The 23,698-nt window shown below is 44.2% G+C and carries 30 protein-coding genes; 24 read left to right on the top strand and 6 right to left on the bottom strand.

Features of this window, described 5'->3' with window-relative positions:
* Positions 1-42 precede the first annotated feature (42 nt).
* The 7 genes from yidD (at position 43) to AC58QC_RS14215 (ending at position 6,627) form a co-directional block, all read left to right on the top strand.
* Positions 43-267, top strand: coding sequence for a membrane protein insertion efficiency factor YidD (gene yidD / locus AC58QC_RS14245; protein WP_497415783.1), 225 nt, complete (start codon positions 43-45; stop codon positions 265-267).
* A 406-nt stretch (positions 268-673) separates the two neighbouring features.
* Positions 674-2,677 carry a methionine--tRNA ligase gene (gene metG / locus AC58QC_RS14240; RefSeq protein ID WP_497415782.1) on the top strand — a complete coding sequence of 668 codons (2,004 nt, stop codon included), beginning with the start codon at positions 674-676 and terminating at the stop codon, positions 2,675-2,677.
* A 71-nt stretch (positions 2,678-2,748) separates the two neighbouring features.
* Entirely contained in the window at positions 2,749-3,213 is a 465-nt protein-coding gene (locus AC58QC_RS14235) for a hypothetical protein (RefSeq protein WP_497415781.1), read from the top strand.
* Positions 3,214-3,363: 150 nt separating this feature from the next.
* Entirely contained in the window at positions 3,364-4,278 is a 915-nt protein-coding gene (locus AC58QC_RS14230; protein ID WP_497415780.1) for a metal ABC transporter substrate-binding protein, read from the top strand.
* Between the two features lie 39 nt (positions 4,279-4,317).
* Positions 4,318-5,097, top strand: a complete 780-nt coding sequence (locus AC58QC_RS14225) for a metal ABC transporter ATP-binding protein (protein ID WP_497415779.1) — start codon at positions 4,318-4,320, stop codon at positions 5,095-5,097.
* Between the two features lie 12 nt (positions 5,098-5,109).
* Positions 5,110-5,910 carry a metal ABC transporter permease gene (locus AC58QC_RS14220; RefSeq protein WP_056614758.1) on the top strand — a complete coding sequence of 267 codons (801 nt, stop codon included), beginning with the start codon at positions 5,110-5,112 and terminating at the stop codon, positions 5,908-5,910.
* Between the two features lie 3 nt (positions 5,911-5,913).
* Positions 5,914-6,627: a cytochrome c biogenesis CcdA family protein gene (locus AC58QC_RS14215; protein WP_497415778.1), complete on the top strand. Its 714-nt coding sequence runs from the start codon at positions 5,914-5,916 to the stop codon at positions 6,625-6,627.
* A 4-nt stretch (positions 6,628-6,631) separates the two neighbouring features.
* Here the strand turns inward: AC58QC_RS14215 and splB are convergent, their stop codons facing one another.
* Positions 6,632-7,693 (bottom strand): spore photoproduct lyase, encoded by a 1,062-nt coding sequence (splB, locus tag AC58QC_RS14210; RefSeq protein WP_497415777.1) that lies wholly within the window; start codon positions 7,691-7,693, stop codon positions 6,632-6,634.
* Between the two features lie 160 nt (positions 7,694-7,853).
* On the opposite strand from splB, the gene mntR reads away from it, so the two are divergent.
* Positions 7,854-8,279 carry a transcriptional regulator MntR gene (gene mntR, locus AC58QC_RS14205; RefSeq protein ID WP_056614749.1) on the top strand — a complete coding sequence of 142 codons (426 nt, stop codon included), beginning with the start codon at positions 7,854-7,856 and terminating at the stop codon, positions 8,277-8,279.
* A 112-nt stretch (positions 8,280-8,391) separates the two neighbouring features.
* Positions 8,392-9,369, top strand: coding sequence for a patatin-like phospholipase family protein (locus AC58QC_RS14200; RefSeq protein WP_497415776.1), 978 nt, complete (start codon positions 8,392-8,394; stop codon positions 9,367-9,369).
* Here the strand turns inward: AC58QC_RS14200 and AC58QC_RS14195 are convergent.
* Together AC58QC_RS14195 and AC58QC_RS14190 are read right to left on the bottom strand one after the other, a co-directional pair.
* A complete protein-coding gene (locus AC58QC_RS14195; RefSeq protein ID WP_497415775.1) occupies positions 9,366-9,623 on the bottom strand; it encodes a hypothetical protein in 258 nt (85 codons plus the stop codon). The two genes, AC58QC_RS14200 and AC58QC_RS14195, sit on opposite strands and share 4 nt — an antisense overlap.
* The gene (locus AC58QC_RS14190; RefSeq protein WP_497415868.1) at positions 9,620-10,510 is read right to left on the bottom strand and encodes a DUF1385 domain-containing protein; all 891 of its coding nucleotides are present in this window, start codon (positions 10,508-10,510) and stop codon (positions 9,620-9,622) included. Before AC58QC_RS14190 ends, AC58QC_RS14195 begins: the two co-directional genes overlap by 4 nt.
* A gap of 199 nt (positions 10,511-10,709) precedes the next feature.
* Between AC58QC_RS14190 and AC58QC_RS14185 the strand changes: the two genes are divergently transcribed.
* From AC58QC_RS14185 to AC58QC_RS14165, 5 genes are all read left to right on the top strand, one after another.
* Positions 10,710-11,201 (top strand): YqhR family membrane protein, encoded by a 492-nt coding sequence (locus tag AC58QC_RS14185; protein WP_497415774.1) that lies wholly within the window; start codon positions 10,710-10,712, stop codon positions 11,199-11,201.
* 79 nt (positions 11,202-11,280) lie between these two features.
* Entirely contained in the window at positions 11,281-11,712 is a 432-nt protein-coding gene (aroQ, locus tag AC58QC_RS14180; protein ID WP_497415773.1) for a type II 3-dehydroquinate dehydratase, read from the top strand.
* A 60-nt stretch (positions 11,713-11,772) separates the two neighbouring features.
* Positions 11,773-12,846 carry a M24 family metallopeptidase gene (locus tag AC58QC_RS14175; RefSeq protein ID WP_497415772.1) on the top strand — a complete coding sequence of 358 codons (1,074 nt, stop codon included), beginning with the start codon at positions 11,773-11,775 and terminating at the stop codon, positions 12,844-12,846.
* A gap of 15 nt (positions 12,847-12,861) precedes the next feature.
* Complete coding sequence (gene efp / locus AC58QC_RS14170) at positions 12,862-13,425, top strand: elongation factor P (protein WP_497415771.1); 564 nt, start codon at positions 12,862-12,864, stop codon at positions 13,423-13,425.
* A gap of 133 nt (positions 13,426-13,558) precedes the next feature.
* A complete protein-coding gene (locus tag AC58QC_RS14165) occupies positions 13,559-14,815 on the top strand; it encodes an aspartate kinase (protein ID WP_497415770.1) in 1,257 nt (418 codons plus the stop codon).
* A 10-nt stretch (positions 14,816-14,825) separates the two neighbouring features.
* Here the strand turns inward: AC58QC_RS14165 and AC58QC_RS14160 are convergent, their stop codons facing one another.
* The 3 genes from AC58QC_RS14160 to comA all read right to left on the bottom strand — a co-directional run bounded on the left by AC58QC_RS14160 (position 14,826) and on the right by comA (position 16,888).
* A complete protein-coding gene (locus AC58QC_RS14160; protein WP_497415769.1) occupies positions 14,826-15,290 on the bottom strand; it encodes a DUF441 domain-containing protein in 465 nt (154 codons plus the stop codon).
* 71 nt (positions 15,291-15,361) lie between these two features.
* Complete coding sequence (locus AC58QC_RS14155) at positions 15,362-16,081, bottom strand: 2-phosphosulfolactate phosphatase (protein ID WP_497415768.1); 720 nt, start codon at positions 16,079-16,081, stop codon at positions 15,362-15,364.
* 3 nt (positions 16,082-16,084) lie between these two features.
* Positions 16,085-16,888: a phosphosulfolactate synthase gene (gene comA, locus AC58QC_RS14150; protein ID WP_497415767.1), complete on the bottom strand. Its 804-nt coding sequence runs from the start codon at positions 16,886-16,888 to the stop codon at positions 16,085-16,087.
* A gap of 207 nt (positions 16,889-17,095) precedes the next feature.
* On the opposite strand from comA, the gene AC58QC_RS14145 reads away from it, so the two are divergent.
* The 10 genes from AC58QC_RS14145 to accB all read left to right on the top strand — a co-directional run bounded on the left by AC58QC_RS14145 (position 17,096) and on the right by accB (position 23,661).
* Positions 17,096-17,359, top strand: a complete 264-nt coding sequence (locus tag AC58QC_RS14145) for a YqhV family protein (protein ID WP_497282297.1) — start codon at positions 17,096-17,098, stop codon at positions 17,357-17,359.
* A gap of 75 nt (positions 17,360-17,434) precedes the next feature.
* A complete protein-coding gene (gene spoIIIAA / locus AC58QC_RS14140) occupies positions 17,435-18,424 on the top strand; it encodes a stage III sporulation protein AA (protein WP_497415766.1) in 990 nt (329 codons plus the stop codon).
* Positions 18,424-18,942: a stage III sporulation protein SpoIIIAB gene (gene spoIIIAB, locus AC58QC_RS14135; RefSeq protein WP_497415765.1), complete on the top strand. Its 519-nt coding sequence runs from the start codon at positions 18,424-18,426 to the stop codon at positions 18,940-18,942. The genes spoIIIAA and spoIIIAB overlap by 1 nt, the downstream gene beginning before the upstream one ends.
* A 57-nt stretch (positions 18,943-18,999) precedes the next feature.
* The gene (spoIIIAC, locus tag AC58QC_RS14130; RefSeq protein WP_056614718.1) at positions 19,000-19,203 is read left to right on the top strand and encodes a stage III sporulation protein AC; all 204 of its coding nucleotides are present in this window, start codon (positions 19,000-19,002) and stop codon (positions 19,201-19,203) included.
* A 9-nt stretch (positions 19,204-19,212) separates the two neighbouring features.
* A complete protein-coding gene (spoIIIAD, locus tag AC58QC_RS14125) occupies positions 19,213-19,602 on the top strand; it encodes a stage III sporulation protein AD (protein WP_477590847.1) in 390 nt (129 codons plus the stop codon).
* A 25-nt stretch (positions 19,603-19,627) separates the two neighbouring features.
* Entirely contained in the window at positions 19,628-20,827 is a 1,200-nt protein-coding gene (gene spoIIIAE, locus AC58QC_RS14120; RefSeq protein ID WP_497415764.1) for a stage III sporulation protein AE, read from the top strand.
* A gap of 13 nt (positions 20,828-20,840) precedes the next feature.
* Positions 20,841-21,584, top strand: coding sequence for a stage III sporulation protein AF (spoIIIAF, locus tag AC58QC_RS14115; RefSeq protein WP_497415763.1), 744 nt, complete (start codon positions 20,841-20,843; stop codon positions 21,582-21,584).
* Between the two features lie 4 nt (positions 21,585-21,588).
* Positions 21,589-22,230: a stage III sporulation protein AG gene (gene spoIIIAG / locus AC58QC_RS14110; RefSeq protein WP_497415762.1), complete on the top strand. Its 642-nt coding sequence runs from the start codon at positions 21,589-21,591 to the stop codon at positions 22,228-22,230.
* 40 nt (positions 22,231-22,270) lie between these two features.
* Positions 22,271-23,008, top strand: a complete 738-nt coding sequence (locus AC58QC_RS14105) for a SpoIIIAH-like family protein (protein ID WP_497415761.1) — start codon at positions 22,271-22,273, stop codon at positions 23,006-23,008.
* A 155-nt stretch (positions 23,009-23,163) separates the two neighbouring features.
* Positions 23,164-23,661 carry an acetyl-CoA carboxylase biotin carboxyl carrier protein gene (accB, locus tag AC58QC_RS14100; RefSeq protein ID WP_497415760.1) on the top strand — a complete coding sequence of 166 codons (498 nt, stop codon included), beginning with the start codon at positions 23,164-23,166 and terminating at the stop codon, positions 23,659-23,661.
* The last annotated feature ends 37 nt before the right edge of the window (positions 23,662-23,698 follow it).

The following is a 23,698-nucleotide window of genomic DNA, read 5'->3' as shown; positions in this document are numbered from 1 at the left end:
TGAGTGAAGGATACTAATGTACTAAGAACTAGGAGATTGCTGATGAAAAGGGTTGTTCAAGCACCCATCCATTTTTATCGGAGGTTTATTTCGCCACTGAAGCCCCCTACATGCCGATTTTATCCAACATGTTCGCAATATGCGCTAGAAGCGATAGAGGTTCACGGCCCCTTGAAAGGTTCTTGGCTATCCGCGAAACGAATCTGCAAATGCCATCCATTTCACCCAGGTGGAGTGGACCATGTACCTGCAAAGAAGATAAATTAATTTAATGAATTCTGTCAGCTTGACATGTAGCTGTTTTTTTCGATATATTGTGCTTAAAGATGCTAAATATTGTTTTTTCGATGAACGGATAAGTACAATCGGATGCCTATGAACAGAGAGCCGGGTCAGGTGAAAGCCGGTATAGGAGTATGTTTGGAATATGGTCCCGGAGAATAGGCCTTCGAGCTTCTCAGCACAAGAGTGTAAAGCAATGCTTACACAATCAATGCGGAGAGTAAGCTGGTCTCGTGTCCCAGCGTTAATGGGCAAGTCGTTATAGACTTACTGAGCCCCGAGCTTGTGAAAGGCGGGGGAACCTGGGTGGTACCGCGTGAGTTCAACTCTCGTCCCAAGATGGATGAGGGTTTTTTGTGTTTTCTACTATTCGATATTGGAGGAACGAATGATGTCCGAACAATCAAAAACATTTTACATTACCACGCCGATTTATTATCCAAGTGATAAGCTGCATATTGGTCACGCATATTCAACTGTTGCTGGGGACGCTATGGCGCGCTACAAAAGGTTACAAGGCTATGATGTTAGATATTTAACAGGTACAGATGAACACGGACAGAAAATTGAGCGCAAAGCGCAAGAAAAAGGAACAACGCCACAAGAGTTTGTAGATAATATCGTGTCTGGTATTAAAGAGCTATGGGCGAAGCTGGATATTTCTTATGATGATTTTATTCGTACGACGGAAGATCGTCATAAGGATGCAGTAGCTAAAATTTTTCAGCGTTTACTAGATCAAGGAGATATATATTTAGGTGAATACGAAGGTTGGTACTGTATTCCGGATGAATCCTTTTTCCTAGAGAGTAAGCTTGTAGATGGAAAATGTCCCGACTGCGGCCGTCCTGTAGAGAAAATGAAGGAACAAACGTATTTCTTCCGGATGAGTAAATATGCGGATCGTCTGGTTCAATACTACGAGGAAAATCCTGATTTCATCCAGCCAGAATCGCGTAAGAATGAAATGTTGAATAACTTCATTAAGCCTGGCTTGGAGGATTTGGCGGTTTCGAGAACTACATTTGACTGGGGCATCAAAGTTCCGGGTGATCCGAAGCATGTCATTTATGTTTGGATTGATGCGCTTTCGAATTATATTACGGCGCTCGGGTATGGATCTGACGACGAGACGATTTTCAAGAACTATTGGCCGGCAGATGTGCATTTAATGAGCAAGGAAATTGTGCGTTTCCATACGATTTATTGGCCGATTATGTTAATGGCACTAGATTTGCCATTGCCGAAAAAGGTGTTTGCACACGGATGGCTGCTCATGAAGGATGGCAAAATGTCAAAGTCGAAGGGCAATGTTGTGGATCCTGTTACACTTATTGACCGTTATGGTTTGGATGCTCTTCGTTATTACCTCATGCGCGAAGTACCATTCGGAGCAGACGGCACGTTTACACCAGAGAGTTTCGTGGAGCGTGTGAATCATGATCTGGCCAATGATTTAGGGAACTTGCTAAATCGTACGATTGTGATGATCGATAAGTATTTTGCAGGTAGCATTCCAGCTTATATCCCTGGAGCTACTGAATTTGACGAGAGTCTTCTGGAGACGGTTCGTACGACAGTAGCGAAGTACGAAGAATCGATGGAGAAAATGGAGTTCTCCATCGCGCTCTCCGCGGTGTGGCAGTTGATTAGCCGCACGAATAAATATATCGACGAAACGCAGCCATGGTCGATGGTGAAAGATGATGCCAAGCGTGATACGCTAGGCTCCGTCATGTACGTGCTGGCCGAATCCCAGCGCATCTCTTCTGTACTTCTTCGTCCTTTCTTGACGAAGACACCAGAACTGATCTGGGCGCAGCTTGGCTTAGCTGCTGAGGATTTACCACGCTTGACTGCTTGGGAAAGCGTGCAGTCATTCGGGCATCTCCCTTCGGGCACTAAGGTGCAGAAGGGTGAGCCCATGTTCCCAAGACTCGACGTGGCGGCAGAAGTCGCCTTTATCGTCGAGGCTATGGGTGGCGGTGCTTCCGTGAGCACCGATGAACCTAAAGCATCAGCAACTCCTGCGTCTGCTGCTACTGAAGCTGTGCCTGCGCCGGAGCCCAAAGACGAAATCGGTATCGACGATTTCGCTAAGGTGGAGCTGCGCGTCGCGCAAGTGATCTCGGCGGAGCCAGTGAAAGGCGCCGACAAGCTTCTCAAGCTGCAGCTTGATCTTGGCTACGAGCAGCGCCAAGTTGTTTCGGGCATCGCGAAGTTTTACACGCCCGATGATCTTGTTGGACGCAAAGTTATTTGCGTCACGAACTTGAAGCCCGCCAAGCTGCGCGGCGAGCTGTCTCAAGGTATGATTCTCGCCGCTTCACACGGCGATCAACTCACACTAGCGACCGTTCCGGATTCGATGCCGAACGGTGCGATCGTGAAATAATAGCCTCCAACACGAAGGACCCCATCTCTGAACTTTCAGGGTGGGGTCTTTGCTGTGTTGGGGTATTTTTGATGACAACGGGCAAGCTAAAGGAAACTAATCACGGAGTGAGTGAGATGCTTATTAGGCGTATTGGAAAAGGGATAACCATTGCAATATTGATCATCACATTGACAGCTTGTTCGTTGTTTGGCGGAGGCGAGAAGAAAAAGGAAGAGGCCAAGAAAGAAGCTGAAGCTAAAAGCAAAGAAAGTGTGATCGATCAAGAATTGAAAAAACAGTATCAGATGTTCAACGAGGTGATTGAATATCAAAAGGAGCAGGATGCAAAACTCATTAAAGAGTCGGAGGAACGTTATAAAAAGCTGAAAGAAGAAGCAGACAAACCAACGAAGGGTAGCAGCGAGGAAAAACAGAAAGCCAAGGAAGCTAAAGGTGAGGAAGGAGCCTCAGGCGATTCATCTGGGTCTGGTGATTCTGGAAGTTCTGGTGACTCCGGTGATTCCGAAGAAGAAAAAACGGATGGATCTGAATAAAACTGCGGGAAATTAGAAATGGCCATGCTGTGAACAATACAGCCTGGCTTTTTTGACTTTCCACCCAAATATATTGACTTTCCATAATGCCAACTCGTATAATCAAATCGTTAATAAAAAAAATTACGATTTAGAGTAGGTGCTCAGAAAATGACAAGACATGCAAAGCAGTTTTTCTACATAGGTTTATTGATGGTTGTTGCGATTTGTATCGCGGGCTGTGGAAACTCGAAAGCAGGATTAGTCGAAGGAAAAGTGAATGTGGTAACTAGCTTTTATCCCTTATATGATTTCACGAAGCAAATTGGCGGCGATTATGTGAATGTGATCAATCTTGTACCAGCTGGTGTTGAGCCTCATGATTGGTCACCAAAAAGCAGAGATATCAAAAATATGTCTGGATCACAAATTTTCGTTTATCAAGGTGCTGGATTTGAAGGCTGGGTCAAAGATTTTCTTGGAAGTCTATCAAGTGAATCAACTGTCCGCGTCGTCGAAGCTAGTAAAGGGGCTAATTTAATCACAACTGATGATAATAAAGAAGAATTTGATCCTCATGCTTGGTTAAGCCCGTTAAATGCGCAAAAAATGGCTAATAATATTAAAACAGCTTTGATTGAAGCGGATCCGACACATAAGGATGCTTACGAGCAAAACTATCAGAAATATGCTGCTAAATTATCGGATTTAGATGCCAGATACAAAAAGGAACTTGCTCAAACTGCCAAAAAAGAAATTGCAGTATCTCATCATGCATTTGCATATCTATGTAGAGACTACGGCTTGACTCAAATGTCCATCATGGGATTATCGCCGGACGCTGAACCAACAGCACAGGATCTGAAGCAAATCAACGCTTTTATTAGAGATCATCAATTGAAGTATATTTTCTTCGAGGAGCTTGTCTCGGATAAGTTGGCAAAGACATTAGCGAAAGATGCGAAAGTTGACACGTTAGTTCTCAATCCACTTGAGGGTCTGTCAGAAGAACAGTTAAAAGCTGGCGAAGATTTTATTTCGATCATGGACAAAAATTTGAAAAACCTAGTCATCGCCTTACAATAAAGGGAAAAAGACCATTCTTGGTTAGTCAGGGGTAAGCAGATGGAAAATAGTGATAAAATGTTATGCCATCAGAAGATCATTTCAATCGATCAAATTTCATTTTCATACGAAAATAAGACGGTCATAAACAATCTTCAATTTAATGTGTTTGAGCGCGATTTTGTTGGTGTAATTGGTTCCAACGGTGCAGGGAAAACAACGCTTCTTAAGATGCTAGTTGGTTTGTTGAAACCAACAAACGGGGAAATTCGATTATTTGATCGACCCTTGAATCAATTCAAGGATTGGGAACGAATCGGTTATGTTCCACAAAAAAATGCCTTCAACCCCTTATTCCCAGCTACGGTAAGAGAAGTTGTGCTTTCGGGCATGTATAACAAAAAGAACGTCTACCGCCGACTATCGAAAGCTGAGCTGCAAAAAGCAGAAGACGCGATGCTTGCGATGCGCATTGAGGATTTAGCTGATCGGCGTATTGGCCAGCTTTCAGGCGGGCAGCAGCAGCGAGCCTTCTTAGCACGTGCAATTGTTAACAACCCTGAGTTACTCATCTTAGATGAGCCTACGGTAGGTATTGATGCTGAAACGCAGATCGGCTTCTTCAGAATGATCAAGCACATGCATCAGCATCACCATATGACCTTTATTATGGTTTCCCATGATATGGACATGATTCAATCGTATCTAGGAACAGAGCCGCAGCAGGTAAGCGGTGGCATCAAGTTTTATGTGAAGCATACCCATGATCCCGAGGATTGCCGTGAGACGAATTTAACACATTCACTCGGCCAGATTCGAGAGATGATCGGAGTTCAGTAAGGAGCGGGCATTTTGGACATATTTACAGAATACTTTTTTCAGCGTGCTTTAATAGGTGGTTTGTTGATCGGGCTTACAGCGCCTTTGATGGGCGTTTTTCTTGTTCTCAGGCGGTTGTCCATGATCGGGGACACGTTAGCACATGTTTCAATTGCCGGCGTAGCGCTTGGTTTTTTGATCAATGTATACCCATTGGGCGTGGGACTCGTGTTTGCCCTGCTTGCCTCTTTTGCTATAGAACGGCTCCGCAAGGCCTATAAAACCTACGCTGAGCTTTCGATAGCCATCATCATGTCGGGTGGCGTAGCGCTTGCAACGCTGCTGTTTACCTTAGGCAAGGGATTCAATATGAACGTTATGAGTTATTTGTTCGGTAGTATATATACACTGGACTCCACGGATTTGTGGGTGGTCTTAGTTGTGTGTGTGCTTGTTATCGGCGTTATTGCTTTTCACTTCAAAGAATTTTTCTTGATGTTTTTTGACGAGGATGCTGCGAGTGTAAGTGGACTTCCTTTGAAATTTTATAATATGATGATTACAATGCTGACTGCACTTGTTATCTCAGTGGCTATCAAAATTGTAGGTGCGTTACTTGTTTCCTCGTTACTAACGATTCCAGTCGCATGCAGCTTATTAATTGCACGAAGTTTTAAACATTCCGTATTTTTAGCGATTTTATTCTCGGAAATTGCCGTAATTGTTGGTCTGGTTGTAGCTGGTATTTGGGATTTGGCGCCAGGCGGGACGGTCGTACTGAGCCTAATCGCTATTTTGATCGGGATCATTTTGAAAAGAGGATTGAGGATATAAATCATGGATTCTGTTAATTTATGGATCGCCCTCTGGGCGGGAATTGCTTCCTTCATTTCACCTTGTTGTCTGCCTTTATATCCATCGTTTTTATCCTACATAACAGGAATTTCTGTCAGTGAACTCAAGTCAGGAAGAACAACTGTTCAAGTAAGACGCCAAACGATGCTCCACACATTAAGTTTCATTGTTGGCTTTTCCATCATCTTTTACGCTTTAGGGTTAACAGCAGGCTTCGTAGGAAGCTTTTTCATTGATTATCGTGACTTACTTAGACAAATCGCTGCACTATTAATATTTGTAATGGGACTTTTTCTACTCGGTATTTTTCAACCGCAATGGTTAATGAAAGAACGCAAGCTGTCCATTAAATTTCGTCCTGCTGGCTATGTTGGCTCTGTGTTCGTTGGTATGGGCTTTGCTGCGGGCTGGTCACCTTGTGTCGGGCCGATTCTATCAGCCATACTGGCTTTAGCAGCTACGGAACCGGGAACATGGTTTCAGCTAACAACATCGTATTCACTTGGGTTTGCGATTCCGTTCTTCGTGCTTTCCTTTTTCATCGGTTCAACCAAATGGATTTTGCGCTATTCCGCTACCATCATGAAAATTGGCGGGGGATTGATGATTGTTATCGCCGTTCTTCTTTATACAGGTAAAATGACGCAAATCACACTTTGGCTGAACTCCATTACACCAGATTTCTTGAAATTCTAAGGATTTAGGTAAAATACTCAATCTTCGCTTGAGGGAATTTTTCGAAAATATGTTCCGTAATAAATTCCCTCAACGCAGTGGCTTGTTCATCTTTGTATACATATTTGCCTTTCCCATATTTACCCCATTTGTATTTTCTCTTTTCTTCGTCCATTTCCAGCTTCGTTTTGGGATAACGTTTCTCGATAATATTCTTAGCTGTTTTCGTAAATCGATGCTGAATCATCTCGAAAGTGAGATCTTCCGCAGATTCTGCAGGAAGCGTTTTGTAAAGCTTTTCAAGCAGCGTGGCATAGCCTTCCTCCCAGCCTTCGTACCATATAATAGGCGCAATGATGAAACCAAGCGGATATCCAGCCTTGGCTACTTTGCCTGCCGCTTCAATTCTCTCGTGAAAGCGAGAGGTGCCAGGCTCGAAATTTTTGATGACATAATCGGCATTCACGCTAAAGCGAAAACGGGTATGCTTGTTATGCTTGGCATCTAATAAAGGTTCCACATGATGATATTTCGTGACAAAACGCAGCCTGCCGTGCTCTTGTTCACCCATGAACTCGATCAGCTGTTTGAGCGAGCCCGAGATATGCTCAAGCCCGACTGGATCTGATGTGCACGCAGCTTCGAAACGTGTAATTTCAGGTTCACGTTCCTTGATATAGCTCTTAGCTGCCCCGAGAATATCGTCTATATTTACATAGACGCGGATGTAAGGCTTCGCACCCATCGTAGTTTGCAAATAGCAATAGTGGCAATGTCCCATACACCCCGTTGCTATTGGTATCGCATACTCTGCGGACGGTTTGGACGTTTCGAATTTTAACGTTTTCCTAATGCCGACGACCAAGGTTCTCTTGGCAATCCGATATTTATCTAATTCTGTTTCACCAGGTAAATCACGTATTTGATTATGGGAAGTCGTCATATGAATATCTAAGCCTTCTTGTTTAGCCCATTCATATATCTGCTTTCCCTTTGGATAATTCATGGCATCTGGCTCAAAATAAACAAGCTCTGGTACGAAAATCGTCGTGCTAGGTAGTGGCCTTGTTATTAATTCAGTAGACATGGAGGACCTCCATCAAATATCGGGATGACAATCTATTATTTTAGTGTGCCAAGCAGTGAGCTGTAGGAATCATGGGAGATTTGACCGCATCTGGGTTGATGGATTATGATAGGAAAGCAGTATGTGGATAGAAATTCGCACAGCAGGGGGAAATATAGCAATGGCTACGCCAAGTATGGAAGATTATTTGGAGAGAATATACAAGCTTATCGATGAGAAAGGTTACGCTCGTGTTTCCGACATTGCTGAAGGGCTTGAAGTGCACCCCTCCTCCGTGACTAAAATGATTCAAAAATTAGATAAAGATAATTATTTAATCTATGAAAAATATCGCGGTCTCATCCTAACGCCAAAAGGGAAGAAGATGGGCAAGCGTTTGATGGATCGACATGAGCTTTTGGAAAATTTTCTAACGACAATAGGTGTCCATGAGGACAATATATATAAGGATGTCGAAGGCATTGAGCACCATTTGAGCTGGGATTCCATTACTTGCATTGAAACTTTATTGGAATATTTCCGAAGAGATCCAAGTCGAGCTGATGAACTTATGAATGTTCGTAAAGAATTAGAGGCAGAGAATTAGGCAGAGACCGTTTACGGTACTCTGTCTTTTTTTTTGTATGAATACAGACAAACTGCTCTCGCATACATACGTAAGAAGCCCTATGAAATGGAGCTTAAGGAGGGTGCGATGTATGAAGATTAACGGGGTGTTTGAAGGTGGGGGCGTCAAAGGGATTGCACTGGCAGGTTGTGTGAGCGCGGCCAACGAACAAGGGTATACCTTTCATGAAGTCGCAGGTACAAGCTCTGGCTCCATTGTGGCGGCTTTGTTGGCAGCAGGCTATTCGGGAGAAGAAATGAGGGAGTTGATCCTGAGAGCGCCTTTTAAGTCGTTTATGCAACGTTCTCCTATTTTCAACACGAAGATCATTGGACCCGCGGCGCGCTTGTTGCTCAAAAAAGGCCTCTATTCCGGCGAAGCATTGGAACATTGGGTGAATCAACAGCTTGCAGCTAAAGGCATACGCACCTTTGCAGATCTGAGGCCCAATCAGCTCCGTATTATTGCTTCTGATATCACATATGGCAAGCTATTGGTTCTCCCCAATGATATTGCTCAATACGGTATTGAGCCAGGAAAATTGTCAGTTGCCAAAGCTGTGAGAATGAGCACGAGTATTCCTTATTTCTTCGATCCAGTCAGAATTCGCCGGAATATAAAAAGCTCCGCGAAGGCTAAGCCTTTCACAGAGCAATTTACTTATATCGTGGATGGCGGTTTGTTAAGCAACTTCCCGCTGTGGGTGTTCGACAATGAAATGCCCCGCGCTAAACTCACGCCTGTCATCGGCTTCCAACTTGTTGGGAAGAGCGATACGCCAACGCATACGATCCGTGGACCCATCACAATGCTAGAAGCGCTTTTCAGCACCATGTTAAGTGCGCACGATGAACGCTACATTGAGCAAAAGAATCGCTTCCGCACCGTTAAAATTCCTACACTTGGTGTTAGTAATACACAGTTCACCATTTCAAAGGAGCTCAGCATGTCACTTTACGAGTCGGGCTTTCTGGCAGCCAAGTCGTACTTCAAAAACTGGTCAGCCAGTACGTATGAAGAAAATTATGAGAAATTTGTGATGCGACCACCACATAAATCTTTATCTTAGTGATACTTCGGAAAATCATCCTTATCTGAATCTTTCGTGCCGTTGATGACGCGAAATTTGGCGTTCTTCGTTTTACCTTTTACATTACCCCGATTAATCGAGGTTTTTTTCCAACGGGAAGGTGGGAATTTATACAGTAGAAAAATCGCCCCAAGCACAAGAATAGGAATGAATAATACACGCAGACTAACGATCAAGCCTATGGCAATCAATATTCCTATGGCAATCTCAATCGGGGAAAACTTTCTTCTCATGCCCGTCCCTCCATAATTCGTTTTTCCGCTTCTAGCATGCGGTTAAATGATGCAATGGATACCTCAACTTGACTGTCTTCAGGTTCTTTGGTTGTAAGCAGTTGAAGCCAAAGTCCTGGATAGCCTAAATAACGAAGAACAGGTACTTCACGAAGCGAATTTGTAAAACGCAATACTTCATAAGAAACTCCGATAACCAATGGCAACAAAATTAAACGCTGCACAATACGCTCGACTAAACCGTCATAGTGAAGGAATGAGTAGATGACAACACCGATCAGAACGGTGAATACGATAAAACTGCTGCCGCAACGGTAATGAAGTGTGTTGAACTTTTGGACATTGCTTACTGTTAATTCCATACCTGCTTCATAGGCGCTAATAACTTTATGCTCTGCGCCATGATATTGAAACAATCTCCGAATCATAGGTGTAAGTGAGATGAAGTAGATATACCCCACCAGCAAAATGATTTTGATTACACCTTCTATAAGATTATGAAGAATTTGATTGCTAAATACATTTTGAAACAAAAACTGTTCAATAATAGCTGGCACTAAGGTGAAAATGAATTTTCCGAACAAAAATGATAGAACACCAACGACGGCAACGCCTAAAACCATCGAAATGTTTGAGAAAATGCCTGCTTTCTCTTCCTTTTTCGGCGTGTCATCATCGCCTTCTTGCTCAGCGAACGACTCGGCCGAGAAATTCAAATGCTGTGCACCTTTGGCACTCGACTCGATAATTCCTACAATTCCCCTAACGAAAGGAATTTTCTTAAGTGCTTGAACCCACGGAATTACTTTCTTCGGTACTTCCAAAAAATCAAGGGAACCGTCCTTTTTGCGCACAGCAGTTACGTGCACATTTCTTCCTGCGAACATGACGCCTTCGATGACGGCTTGTCCTCCGTATATACTGTTTTGTTCTGCCACAAGATTCACCTTCTCATCTTTCTCGAATTCAGTTACTCACTTTCTTATTGTAACGGATTCAGGTGTTGAATGCTACCGATTGCGACAGAACATACTATGATTGCCAATGAAAAGACAAGCCTTTACGGTAGAGAAAGGAAGATTGCTGATGACGAATGCGCATACCGCTGTGAAAAAGCAGACAAATCGCTGGTTTTTTGTTCTATATATCGGTTTTTTTGCCGGGCTGATATGGGGTGCCCTCAAAATTGTCGAAAATTATTTCAAATTTACAACCATCGGAATTGGTTTCCTCGTAGAACCATTCTTCAAGCATGATTTTTTTAACACGTGGACGGGGCTGTTCATTGGGTGGGCGGTCTTTGCTCTATTCTCAATACTCGCAGCCTTCATCTACATGGTAACGATGTTCAAGCTGCGCAGTCCTTTCTGGGGGATTGGCTACGGCGCCGTGTGGTGGGCGATTATTTACCTTATGATTGGGCCGATTACGGGAATGGTGTATTGGATAACGGAATTAGAGCTAAATACGATCATCAGTGATTTGTGTTTATTCCTCGTATGGGGAATGTTTATCGGGTATTCGATTGCCATTGAATATACCAGCGCTAGAACAACAGAGGCTATACCCAAGACATGAAAGTTATGGTAGAATATCAAAGGTTAATTAGCAGCAATAGGCTAGTTACCAATGACGATTGTTGCGGGAGGATTTCCAATTGAAAAGGGTTCTAGTTTTGAATGGTCCGAATTTGAATATGCTTGGCATACGTGAACCTGGTGTATATGGAACCGTAACACTTTCCAGCATTATTGAGGGTTTGCATGAGCTAGGGACAGAGCTTTCAATCCAATTGGAGAGCTTCCAATCTAACCATGAGGGCGAGATTATTGATAAAATCCACGAAGCGTATGGCACGAAGGATGGCATTCTCATTAACCCTGGCGCCTTCACCCATTACAGCTATGCGATTCGCGATGCGCTATCTACGGTCCAATTACCAACGGTAGAGGTTCATATTTCGAATATTCATAAACGTGAGGAATTTCGTCATCATTCGGTCATCGCACCCGTCGTAATTGGTCAAATTTGTGGATTTGGCGCAGAAAGCTATGCGCTTGGTTTACGAGCTTTACTACCCCATCTGTAAGCATTTGCTTACGAAGTTAGTTTTGCTAAAGCAAAACTTAAAGAAGGAATGGTGATTTGTATGCAGGAGAAACGTATTGAACGTCTTCGCGAGGCTATGCAAAAGCAGGAATTACCGGCACTACTCATCACGAACACATATAACCGTACATATGTATCTGGTTTCACTGGTTCTTCTGGTTATGTACTTATTACGTTAGATCGTGCCATTTTATTAACAGATTTCCGTTATATGACGCAAGCGCCGCAGCAAGCCAAATTGTTTGAAGTGGTTGAACATAAAGCAAAGGCGATCGAGACCGTAACCGAACTCTTGCAGCAGCAAGGAATCAAGAAACTTGGTTTCGAACAAAGCGACGTTTCTTATGGTGATTTCTTAAACTATCAACAAGGTCTTCCGGGTATTGAATTCGTGCCGACTTCACGACTTGTTGAATTGATTCGCATGGTAAAGGATGAAGCTGAACTGCAAGTGATGCAGGAAGCGGCCGATTTGGCCGATCAGACCTTCTCGCATATCCTTAACTTCATTAAACCAGGTGTCAAAGAGTTAGACATCGCGCTTGAAATTGAAATGTTCATTCGCAAAAACGGAGGGACCTCGACGTCCTTCGAGACGATTGTGGCCTCTGGTGAGCGTTCAGCGTTGCCTCACGGTAAAGCAAGTGATCGTGTTCTCCAATTAAACGAATTTGTCAAATTGGATTTTGGAGCGTATTATAAAGGTTATTGCTCTGACATCACAAGAACGGTTATGCTAGGAAAGCCGACAGACAAGCATAGAGAAATTTATGATATTGTTTTGGAAGCACAACTGAATTGTTTGGCGAACCTCAAACCGGGCATTACAGGCAGAGAAGGCGATGCCTTCGCACGTGATGTTATCGTGAAGCGCGGCTATGGCGATTATTTCGGTCACGGGACCGGACATGGGTTGGGGATGGAGGTTCACGAATCTCCACGCGTGTCGAAAACCGAAGAAATGATTTTAACTCCTGGTATGGTTGTTACCGTTGAGCCTGGTATTTATCTCCCTGATTTTGGTGGAGTTCGAATTGAGGATGACGTAGTAATTACTGAGACCGGCATTAAAATACTTACACATTCTACCAAAGATTTTCTTATCATTGACTAGCGGAGGGATTTACAAGTGATATCAGTAAACGATTTTAAAACAGGTCTGACCATTGAAGTTGAGCATGATATTTTTACAGTTCTAGATTTCCAACACGTTAAACCAGGTAAGGGTGCTGCATTCGTGCGCTCCAAGCTTAAAAACCTGCGTAACGGCAACACCGTTGAGCGTACATTCCGTGCAGGTGAGAACGTTGGACGTGCTCACATCGAAAACCGTGAAATGCAATACTTGTACGCAGCAGGCGACGACTATACATTCATGGATACGGAGACGTATGATCAGATTTCACTATCCCACGAACAATTGAAATGGGAATTGAACTTCCTGAAAGAAAACATGAACATCAAGATCATGAGCTATCAAGGTGAAATCCTTGGGATTAACCTTCCGAAGAGCGTTGACTTGAAAGTTATCGAAACCGATGCAAGTGTTAAAGGAAACACAGCTCAAGGTGCTTTGAAAAATGCGAAAGTGGAAACAGGTCTTAATGTGATGGTGCCACTTTTCATCAACGAAGGCGATATTCTTTCCGTTGATACAGATGATGGAAAATACCTTTCACGCGCGAGCAACTAATAAAGCATTGAATAAAGCCTTTCTGACTCGAAGGAGTACGAAAGGCTTTTTTTCATTTCTTACCACAGTCCGCCAATTGTATGCTATAATATTGAATTGTTATGCACTAGTATGCGTTAGGAGTGGGTCAGCTTTGTCTCTTATAGTGATGAAATTTGGCGGTAGCTCTGTCGGTGATGCGGAGCGAATGAAACGAGTTGCAAAAAGAATCGTTGAGCGCAAACAAGCTGGTCACAGCTGTGTTGTTGTCGTTTCTGCGATGGGTGATACAACGGATGATTTGATCGACTTGTCCAAGCAAATTTACGATGGAGCCCCTCCGGCTCGTGAAATGGATATGTTGTTGACGACGGGTGAGCAAGTGTCCGTAGCACTTTTATCAATGGCCATACATAATCTTGGTGAACAAGCGGTTTCGTACACCGGGTGGCAAAGTGGTATTTATACCGAGTCAGTTCATGGTAAAGCACGAATTACGGATATTCAACCGCAGCGTGTTCTGAATGCGATCCAGCAAGGGAATGTCGTAATCGTTGCAGGTTTCCAAGGGATGACCGAGGCAGGCGAGATTACAACATTGGGCCGCGGCGGTTCTGATACAACAGCAGTTGCGCTTGCAGCAGCGATTAAAGCAGATCTATGTGAAATTTATACCGATGTTGATGGCATTTATTCCACGGATCCTCGTATCGTGAAAGTAGCAAGAAAGCTTACTGAGATTTCCTATGATGAGATGCTTGAGCTTGCTAACCTTGGGGCTGCAGTACTTCATCCAAGAGCAGTAGAGTATGCGAAAAATTACAACGTGACACTCGTGGTACGTTCAAGCTTTAATTACAATGAAGGCACCAACGTGAAGGAGGAAGCAGTGATGGAGCAAGGAATCGTCGTTCGTGGCATCGCTTATGACAAAAATGTAGCAAGAATTAGTATTCTGGGTGTTCCCGAAAAGCCAGGTCAGCTTGCGAAGGTTTTCCTAGCACTTGCTGAGGTGCAAATTGACGTTGACATCATCGTGCAAAGCGGCGTTCTCAATGGATCTGCTGATTTCTCTTTCACAACGACGTTAGCGGATCGCGAGAAAGCTCTTGATGTAATTGAACAAATTCGCGCTGAAGTTGGTTTCCGTGAAGTGACCTCCGAAGTTGATCTTGTGAAGGTTTCGATTGTTGGTGCTGGCATGGTTAGCTCACCAGGTGTTGCAGCTACGATGTTCAAAGTCATTTCTGATCTTGGTATTACGATCTCGTTGGTAAGCACATCTGAGATTAAAATGTCTTGTGTCATTGACAACACGAACTTAACAGATGTCATCCGTGCTCTTCACACAGCATACGGCTTGGACACTGCGGTGCAAGCCTTCGTTGGTGGACCAGAAGATCGTAGATAAGATTCGAAGCTTAATGGAGTTTGTCCGCAATAAAATAAGCAAGCTTCAATAAAAATGCCGTAATTCCGGCAGCCATTAATGGACCTACCGGAATGCCGCGCATAAATAAGATGCCAAATATAGAACCAAGCACGAGGCCCACAATTAATTGTGGGTCTACTTTTAGTAACGCCAAACCTTTTCCATTCATATAAGTGGCAATCGCTCCGCCTATAAGGGCAATGATCCCAGGCCAAGTCGTAAAGACGGAGATGATATCTTTCATTGAGATGCGGTTGCTGGCAAATGGAATTAAAATACCAATTGTAAGGAACAGCAAGCCAAGCTCCAGCCCTCTACGCTCCATGGATGGGAAATAACGATCCAGCCCTATTAATTTAATGGCAAGTAAAAGACAAGCCGCCGTTGTAATGATAGGCGTACGGCCAATTAGTCCAATAATAATAAGAATAACTAAGAGTAGATCACCATTCATTCACAAAACCCCTCGTCCTCAACGTAGTCATTTTAGTTTATGAACAGGGCTTGTATTTAGAACGAAGGGGGCTAAGGTTGGAAGGGAACCATCTGATCATGTTCCAGTACAGGAACGCAATCCGTTATATTGGCTTTGCTGCAAAGTTCGACATCCGCGAGGAAGCCGGACTTTTTCATTTTTTTACCGTTGCTGCAGGCAAGGATGGTCTCAAATAAGCGATCCTTGGCTTCGAGATAGCAACCACGCATTGCCAAGCCGAAGTCATTCGTGACCAAAAGACCCTCTCCTAATAAAGATGCGAGTTCGTCAACGATGTAGCCTGCACAAAGGCCGTCTTCTAAGGAAAATACATCCTGAGTACCCGCACATACGATCACTGTGTCTCGTTTAAGGTCGATTGCTGCCGCTGCGGTGGCTCTGCCGTTCATGATCGCTCCAGCGAGCACCCGGTCGGCTTTTATCGCCTTTTGAATCCCTCTGGTGCCATTTGTGGTCGTTAAAATGACGCGTTTGCCTTGAATGGCTTCGCGCGTGTACTCGAGTGGAGAATTGCCAAAATCAAAACCCGGAATTTTTTTGCAATAGCGTTCACCGCCGAGTAAATCGCCAGAACGAGCCAATTCCTTCGCTTTTATAACCGTATCAACAGGGACTACGCCTTTGCTGCCATTCATCAATGCGGTGATGATTGTGCTAGTTGCACGTAAAACATCAACGACAATGACGGTTTTATGGAGAAACTCGTCACTTCTTGCTTCGCCGATGTTGGCGATCACCTCGATATGCATGTGTTAATCCTTTCTGGTACCTAAGGACAACGTGTCAGAACGAAGTCCTCTCCTCAAAGCTTCTAATGCAATTACCTCATCAGGCGATATATTGCCCAAATGAATATCGGGTCCAAGGGAGTTAATCAAGTGCACCTGCTGGTTTTTTAGCGGCGCCTCCCATAAAAGCTGATCTCCTGAGATGGAAGCAAGCACGCCGTGCAATTCCTCATCTTTACATTTTCCTTGCCCATCGAAAATCCCAACACCCATGCCAGATTCACGTGCTTCAATCGTAACAAGGGAAGCGCCTAGTTCCGAATCGATTAAGACAGTCTCAATTAATTCCGCTAATTCAATCGTAGAGCCCCAGCCTTTTTTGCCATACTCCGTAACAACTTCTAGCCCTTCATCCAAACCTCTGGCAATCAGCTCATTACGCTGTCTACGATCCATTTGAATGGTTCCGTCAGAAATTTCAACGCCATTAAAGCCGAGTGCAAGTATCATGTCAAAAAAAGAATCTACTGCATGCTGTCGTACAGCAACTTCCAGAAAAGTACCCCCTGGGTAAATGAGAATGTTATTCTCTTTGGCTAGGTTAATTTTGCTTCGCAGTACGGCTAGTGGATACAACGGGGATGTTCCGAAACCAAGCTTGATCATATCCACATGGCTACTTGAGGTGTGGAGTAAATCCTGGAAGGCAAGCATGCCGAGTCCTTTATCCATCACCATCGTTTTCCCCAACGTTCTTGGTTTCATCTGCCTATGGCCTGTAGGGTCGGCTAGAACGGGGTTCCATTTCAATTGAGAGGTCACTTCCATCGGTCTTTCTCCTCACTGTCCTTCGAAGGATCAATTATGTGTACAGCATATGCATGAGCACAAATGGAGGTGCCCAGCATGCCTAAAATGAGACGAGCTCGCATAAGGTAGGGAAAAAAGCTTTTGCTTCCGATGCGAGTTTTGACGCTGCAATACTCCGCTTCGCTTGCATGGGCTGCTCAAAACTTTTAGGAGGTGAGTTTGTTCATGAACAAGATCGTACTAACGATGGCTTCCTTACGGATGATGTCAGGGAGTATCGAAATTATTGCAGCTATTCTCATGCTTCGGTTGGCGACAATTGAGAAAGCGTTGTTGGTGAATTCAGCTCTAGCACTAGTAGGTCCTCTAGTACTATTAACGACGACAACGATAGGTTTAGTAGGCATAGCAGAAAAACTATCATATGGGAAGATGTTGTGGATCATTGCTGGAGTCAGCTGTCTGTTTATTGGGATTATTAAAAAGTAATAATCGGTCATATTTCTTTCTAGTAAGCATAGAAATGAATATAGAAGACTGGACAACTTGGAGGGCTGTCTCACGATGCTAGCGAGTATCACACACCTATTGCCCCAGAACATCAGATTCATGTTAAGTGAGCTTCCACAAAACGTACAAGCTAGCGTGGAAGAAATCAGGGTGAGAGAGTCACGCCCCCTTGAGATTAGCTGGGCAGACCGCTATGCCTTCATCAGTGAACGAGGGCAAATGATCACCCAAGAAGTCTTGGCGTATAAACCGACTAGGCAAGATTGTTTAACCCTGCTCGAGATACTTACGAATCATTCGTTGTATACCTTTGAGGAAGAACTGCGAAGAGGGTATATCACGGTGTCAGGCGGTCATCGCGTAGGACTAGCTGGGCGTACCATCCTCGATCATGGTCAAGTAAAGCAAATTCGCGATGTGAGTTCTTTCAATATTCGGATCGCGCGCGAGATTCAAGGTGTAGGTCAAGAGATTTTACCATATCTCTTAGATCAGAGTATGGGAAACATTCATCACACACTCATCATCTCCCCGCCACAGCAAGGGAAGACCACTTTGATTCGTGATTTGGCTAGACTGATTAGCCGAGGCGAATGGGGGGCAAGAAACAACACGCTTTCAGGCAAGAAAGTTGGCATTGTAGATGAACGCTCCGAGCTGGCTGCTTGTGTCAAAGGGGTACCGAGATTTGATTTAGGTCCGCGCACGGATGTGCTAGACGGGTGTCCGAAGGCAGAAGGCATGATGATGATGATCCGTTCTCTATCTCCTGAGGTTCTCATCGTCGATGAGATCGGTCGAGCTGAGGATGCGGATGCGATTCATGAGGCCGTTCACACGGGTATTCGTGTTCTAGCTACGGCGCATGGAGCGAACTACGAGGATGTTCTTAGACGGCCCGTACTCAGGCAGTTAATGGAGGAAGGGGTGTTTATGAGATACGTTATCCTCCAGCGAAGAAAAGGTGCTCCGGCTTCCTTTCGGATTCTAGATCATCAAGGCAAGCCCATGGAGATGTATGACGAACGCAAAGGACGATGGTGATGCTGAAATTTGTTGGAGGAGTTCTGATCTTCGGTGCAGCTTCCATGTATGGTTTTCTACAGGCTGCTCACTATGTGAGGCGACCAAAGCAAATTCGTGGACTTATCAACGCGCTAGGCCGAATGGAAACGGAAATTGCCTATGCACTTACGCCGCTGCCAGAGGCATTTGCTTCATTAAGCAAGCAGGTCGCTGATCCGCTTTCTACCTTATTTCGCTTGATGTCAGAACGGTTGCTTGTAAGCAATGGCGAGTCTACCAAGGATCTATGGCAAATGACGGTTAAGGAAGTCTGGGCAAGAACCTCCATGAGGCAAGCTGAGCAAGAGGTGATTCTTCAACTGGGACCTGTTCTGGGGCTTTCGGATCGAAGTGACCAAATCAAGCATTTACGGCTTGCGATTAGCCAACTTCAATCGGAAGAAACGGATGCCAGAGATGAGCAGCAGCGCTACGAGAAAATGTGGAAAAGCCTAGGTGTCCTAATCGGTGCGTTAGTCGTGATTTTAATGTATTAGTGGGGATCATTTACCCGTGCATGACAAGTTTCTTGTGGGCAGAGCGAGGTGCCAGGAATGAATGTAGATGTGAATGCCATTTTCCAAATCGCCGGCATCGGAATCATAATCGCTATGATCCATTCGGTGCTGAAGCAGATGGGAAAAGAGGATATGGCACACTGGGTCACGGTCATAGGCTTCGTGGTCGTGCTTTTTATGGTCGTCAGTATGCTGGATAACTTGTTTAAAGAAATCAAAACCATTTTCCTATTCCAATGAGGTGGTCTGATGGAAATCATCCAAATCGTAGGATTAGGACTTATCGTCACAATATTGACGCTCATTATTAAGGAACAGAAGCCGATGTTCGCCTTTTTGTTAGCCGCTTTTACGGGCATTGTGATTTTCTTGTTTTTAATAGGCAAAATTTCTTCGGTCATCCAAGTCCTTGAGGATTTAGCTGTGAAGTCGAACGTGAACATCGTTTTCCTCAAAACGATTCTGAAGATCATAGGTGTTGCTTACATCGCCGAGTTTGGCGCACAGATTGTCCGTGATGCCGGTCAAGATTCCATTGCCTCCAAAATTGAGCTATCGGGTAAGGTGCTCATTATGGTCATGGCCATTCCGATCATTACAGTCATCATCGAGACCGTGGTTAAACTACTCCCTGCTTAGAAGATTCACCTAAGGAGTGACACGCATGCACCTACTTTATTCGCACCAGAAGCTGAACAACCGGTGGATCTTACTGTTCATACTAACCATGGGCTTATGGCTCGGATTGTCAGGCTCGTTAACGGCTGAATCGCCAACGGATGTCATGATCAAAGAGCAAGCGAATCGCTTGAACACGGAGCCTGTTGAGCAATATTGGGATAAGCTGATGAAGGAATATGGGGGTTATTTCCCAGAAAGCAAGACGCCGACCTTCATGGAACTGCTGCTTGGAACTAAGGGCATTAGTATGAAGAGCATCTTTAAAGGGCTGCTGAGCTATGTTTTTCATGAAATTATCATCAATGGCAAATTATTGGCTTCGATCGTTGTTTTGACCGTCTTCAGCATGATCCTAGAGACGCTGCAAAGCTCGTTTGAACGAAACACGGTTAGCAAGTTAGGCTATACCATCACCTATATGGTGCTGATCATCATTGCGATCAACAGCTTCAGCGTTGCGATCGGGTATGCCAAGACAGCCATTTCCTCCATGATTCAATTCATGATAGCCATCATGCCGTTGCTGCTCACGTTATTAGCTTCCATGGGAAATGTGACTTCGGTTGCCATTCTTCATCCACTGATTGTGTTCATGATCCATTCCGTAGGTACGGCCATTTATGTGTTTGTTTTCCCGCTTTTGTTTTTCTCGGCAGTGCTGCACATTGTGAGCTCTCTTAGCGATAAGTTTAAAGTCACACAGTTAGCTAATCTGCTGCGCACCGTAAGTTTAAGCATGCTAGGCGTGTTCGTAACGGTATTCCTCGGAGTCATCTCCATCCAAGGCACGGCGGGCGCTGTAAGAGATGGCGTTGCGATTCGAACGGCTAAGTACATTACGGGGAATTTCGTACCCGTAGTAGGACGACTATTCTCGGACGCGACAGAAACCGTAATAGGGGCATCCTTACTGGTCAAAAATGCGATAGGACTCGTTGGTGTTGTCATCCTCGTACTCCTGTGTGCGTTCCCAGCGATCAAAATTTTAACGCTGGCTTTCATCTACAACTTATCAGCGGCGCTGATGCAGCCTTTAGGAGATAGCCCAATTATTGCCTGCCTACAGACGATTGGCAAAAGCTTGATTTATGTTTTCGCTGCCCTAGCGGCGGTAAGTCTAATGTTTTTTCTTGCCCTGACGATCATGATCACGATTAGTAATGTCTCCGTCATGATGAGGTGAAAGGAGCCAAGCGATGGATTGGTTAGCAGGATGGCTGAAAACCGTCATTATGGTCATTATGCTCGCGACGTTTGTTGATCTTCTCCTCCCAAGCAATACGATGCAGCGGTATGTGAAGACGGTTTTGAGTCTCTTTATTCTTCTGACGCTGCTTACACCAGTGCTTCAGCTGTTCCAGAAAGATTGGGATATGGATCAGCTGCTTAGCCAAGCGGAGAAAGCGCAGAATGAGAAAACCATGCTTGCCGGAGGTTTTGGGAATCAAGCTCAAATGAAATCCCTGGAAGCCATAACGAAGGATGCTGACAAGATTCAAAATGCAGAACAAAAGAAAACGCAGCAATTGGTTCAAACGCAATTAGCTGTCTTGATGAAAGAAGACTTACAGAAACAAACGGAGTGGCCAATCCAAGATGTTCAAGTGCAAGTGCAGGTAGACAATAACGGGAAGCCTAGCATTTCAAGCGTTAGGGTAACCCTTGATGATATAGAAATGAAGAAGCAACCATCAACGGCAAGCAAAAGCATTGCTGCGATGGAGCCAGTCAAACCCGTGGATCCTATCAAAATTGGGTCTACCGCGACAGCGCAAGATCGTATGGCAAGTACACAAGGCAATATGCAGTCAACCGATAGAGCGATGCCTAGTGAGCAAGAAAAGGACCGACTCAAGGAAGGAATTTCACGGGCTTGGCTTGTGGATCCTGCCAAAATCGAGATCGGATTAGCTCAAAGCAAAGGATGGATGGCGAGGTGAATCGATGGGAACATTGCTGCAATGGATGGAGCACAAATTCGGCGGCGGACCAGGTGGGCCTAAACGTAAAAATACGTTGCTGTGGGTCATCATGGTTGGGCTTTTAGGAGCTGCGCTAATGATTATAAACGCCTTTATAAATGTCAAAGATCTGGATCCCATCAACACAGGCAGAGCGTCTCCGCCACCGGTTAGTAAAGAAACGTTTGTAGGAAGCTCATCCAAGGAAAACTCAAGCTTTCATGATTACGAACAAGCTTATGGTGACCAACTGAAAAGCATCCTGCAAAAAATTGTTGGTGTCGGAGAGGTGGAAGTGCTCGTTACAATTGAATCCACGGAGGAAATGACCGTTGACAAAAATTATAACGACAATCAAACCATGACGACAGAACGCGACAATGGTGGAGCAACACGCAATATATCCCAGGTAACGCGGAGCGGCGAAGTTGTTATTTATCAAGTGTCAGGTGACCAGAAGCCGCTTGTGCTCAAATACATTAAACCCAAAATTAGAGGCGTCATCGTTGTTGCAAAAGGCGCAGAAAATCTCACTGTGAAGAAAATGATCATGGAAGCCGTTGAGCGAGGAATGGATGTTCAAGCAAGTAAAATATCGATTTTACCGCGCAAAACAGGGGAATAAATTCAGGAAATCATCTAACTATTCTAAGGAGGAATAAACAATGAATGCAAAAAGACAAACAATTTGGCTCGTATCGATGCTTAGCTTGATGGTGGTGCTGTCCGCGTATTATCTGTTCACTGAGGATGTCAATAAGCTGGATCTTGCTTCTACAGATGCTATCAGTCAATCACAAGAAGTGAAAATTGATATGAGCCAGGTGGATCCAGTAACAGGTGCGAAAACAGATGTGAAAGCAACAACTGGAACTGGCGCAAAAACCGACACAAAATCGACAATGCCGCAAACTTCTACAAAAACAGATGCTAAAGCGACAACGACACAAGATGCCTCCAAAACTACGACAAAAGATACATCCAAAACAACAACATCCAAAACAGATGAACAAGTCTTGAAGCAAGTAGAAGAACAAGCCAAAACGACATCAGCCAATGACTATTTTACGAATGAACAAGTGAAACAAAACAATTACTTCAGCAAAGTTTCAACGGATCTGATGACCATTATTTTGGATTCCAAGAAAACGCCTGAAGCCGTAGCTAAAGCAACAAACGATTTGTCAGCGTTGACAGATCTGCAAGAAAAAATTGAAAATCTGCAAGATCTGCTCATTCAAGATTTCCCTCAAGCGGTCATTAATCAAGATGGAAGCAAGTGGAAAGTAACTGTTCAAGCCGATAAATTGGAAAAAAGCCAAGGCGTATCCATCGTGGATATGGTTGTGAAAGAGCTGGGTGCAACACCTGAAAATATCAAGATCCAGTACGTACGTCCATAGGATTCGAGCAGAGTTTTGAGTTCTCAAAATGGTGGTGGAAAGGGTCCGGATAAACTGGACTCTTTCCATTTCGTGCGTTTATGGGTATAATACATACGTTGCGGCTATGAAAACGCATTTTTAAGGGTTCACCAACGTCTAAAGGAGTGACTTGAATGTTTAAATTGAGTGAAATCAAAGAGTTAATTAAACTCGTCGATCAATCCTCTTTACAAGAGCTTGAAATTGAAAATGAAGGTGCACGCCTTTCTATTCGTAAACCGAATAAATCGGAGCCTGTTTATGTATCCGCTCCAGTTCAACACACATATGCACCTATTGCTCAACCTAACTATGCGAATTCAGCACCTGCTGCAGCTGCTATCGAAGCACCAGTACATGCTAACGGACAAGCCAAGCAAGAGGATTCATCTTTACATAAGATCGTATCTCCGATGGTAGGGACTTTCTATCAATCCGCTTCCCCTGGTTCTGCGCCTTTCGTAAGCGTTGGCTCTAAAGTGACTGATAAGAGTGTTGTTTGTATTGTTGAAGCCATGAAATTAATGAACGAAATAGAAGCTGAAATAAAGGGCGAGATCGTTGAAATTCTCGTTGAGAACGGACAGCTAGTAGAGTACGGACAACCTTTATTTTTGGTTAGACCAGAGTAGTTGCGTTTATAAGCTTATGCTGATAACGCAAGCTTTT

It is taken from the genome of Paenibacillus sp. J22P51 (genome assembly GCF_059692215.1).
Note: the sequence above shows the minus strand (reverse complement) of the source record. Positions and strands in the feature narration are given on the sequence as shown.

Bases quoted from the DNA above. Each gene is read 5' to 3' on its own strand.
- yidD (WP_497415783.1), top strand. From the start codon at position 43: ATGAAAAGGGTTGTTCAAGCACCCATCCATTTTTATCGGAGGTTTATT.
- metG (WP_497415782.1), top strand. From the start codon at position 674: ATGTCCGAACAATCAAAAACATTTTACATTACCACGCCGATTTATTAT.
- AC58QC_RS14235 (WP_497415781.1), top strand. From the start codon at position 2,749: ATGACAACGGGCAAGCTAAAGGAAACTAATCACGGAGTGAGTGAGATG.
- AC58QC_RS14230 (WP_497415780.1), top strand. From the start codon at position 3,364: ATGACAAGACATGCAAAGCAGTTTTTCTACATAGGTTTATTGATGGTT.
- AC58QC_RS14225 (WP_497415779.1), top strand. From the start codon at position 4,318: ATGGAAAATAGTGATAAAATGTTATGCCATCAGAAGATCATTTCAATC.
- AC58QC_RS14215 (WP_497415778.1), top strand. From the start codon at position 5,914: ATGGATTCTGTTAATTTATGGATCGCCCTCTGGGCGGGAATTGCTTCC.
- splB (WP_497415777.1), bottom strand. From the start codon at position 7,693: ATGTCTACTGAATTAATAACAAGGCCACTACCTAGCACGACGATTTTC.
- mntR (WP_056614749.1), top strand. From the start codon at position 7,854: ATGGCTACGCCAAGTATGGAAGATTATTTGGAGAGAATATACAAGCTT.
- AC58QC_RS14200 (WP_497415776.1), top strand. From the start codon at position 8,392: ATGAAGATTAACGGGGTGTTTGAAGGTGGGGGCGTCAAAGGGATTGCA.
- AC58QC_RS14195 (WP_497415775.1), bottom strand. From the start codon at position 9,623: ATGAGAAGAAAGTTTTCCCCGATTGAGATTGCCATAGGAATATTGATT.
- AC58QC_RS14190 (WP_497415868.1), bottom strand. From the start codon at position 10,510: ATGTTCGCAGGAAGAAATGTGCACGTAACTGCTGTGCGCAAAAAGGAC.
- AC58QC_RS14185 (WP_497415774.1), top strand. From the start codon at position 10,710: ATGACGAATGCGCATACCGCTGTGAAAAAGCAGACAAATCGCTGGTTT.
- AC58QC_RS14175 (WP_497415772.1), top strand. From the start codon at position 11,773: ATGCAGGAGAAACGTATTGAACGTCTTCGCGAGGCTATGCAAAAGCAG.
- AC58QC_RS14160 (WP_497415769.1), bottom strand. From the start codon at position 15,290: ATGAATGGTGATCTACTCTTAGTTATTCTTATTATTATTGGACTAATT.
- AC58QC_RS14155 (WP_497415768.1), bottom strand. From the start codon at position 16,081: ATGCATATCGAGGTGATCGCCAACATCGGCGAAGCAAGAAGTGACGAG.
- comA (WP_497415767.1), bottom strand. From the start codon at position 16,888: ATGGAAGTGACCTCTCAATTGAAATGGAACCCCGTTCTAGCCGACCCT.
- AC58QC_RS14145 (WP_497282297.1), top strand. From the start codon at position 17,096: ATGAACAAGATCGTACTAACGATGGCTTCCTTACGGATGATGTCAGGG.
- spoIIIAA (WP_497415766.1), top strand. From the start codon at position 17,435: ATGCTAGCGAGTATCACACACCTATTGCCCCAGAACATCAGATTCATG.
- spoIIIAB (WP_497415765.1), top strand. From the start codon at position 18,424: ATGCTGAAATTTGTTGGAGGAGTTCTGATCTTCGGTGCAGCTTCCATG.
- spoIIIAC (WP_056614718.1), top strand. From the start codon at position 19,000: ATGAATGTAGATGTGAATGCCATTTTCCAAATCGCCGGCATCGGAATC.
- spoIIIAD (WP_477590847.1), top strand. From the start codon at position 19,213: ATGGAAATCATCCAAATCGTAGGATTAGGACTTATCGTCACAATATTG.
- spoIIIAE (WP_497415764.1), top strand. From the start codon at position 19,628: ATGCACCTACTTTATTCGCACCAGAAGCTGAACAACCGGTGGATCTTA.
- spoIIIAF (WP_497415763.1), top strand. From the start codon at position 20,841: ATGGATTGGTTAGCAGGATGGCTGAAAACCGTCATTATGGTCATTATG.
- spoIIIAG (WP_497415762.1), top strand. From the start codon at position 21,589: ATGGGAACATTGCTGCAATGGATGGAGCACAAATTCGGCGGCGGACCA.
- AC58QC_RS14105 (WP_497415761.1), top strand. From the start codon at position 22,271: ATGAATGCAAAAAGACAAACAATTTGGCTCGTATCGATGCTTAGCTTG.
- accB (WP_497415760.1), top strand. From the start codon at position 23,164: ATGTTTAAATTGAGTGAAATCAAAGAGTTAATTAAACTCGTCGATCAA.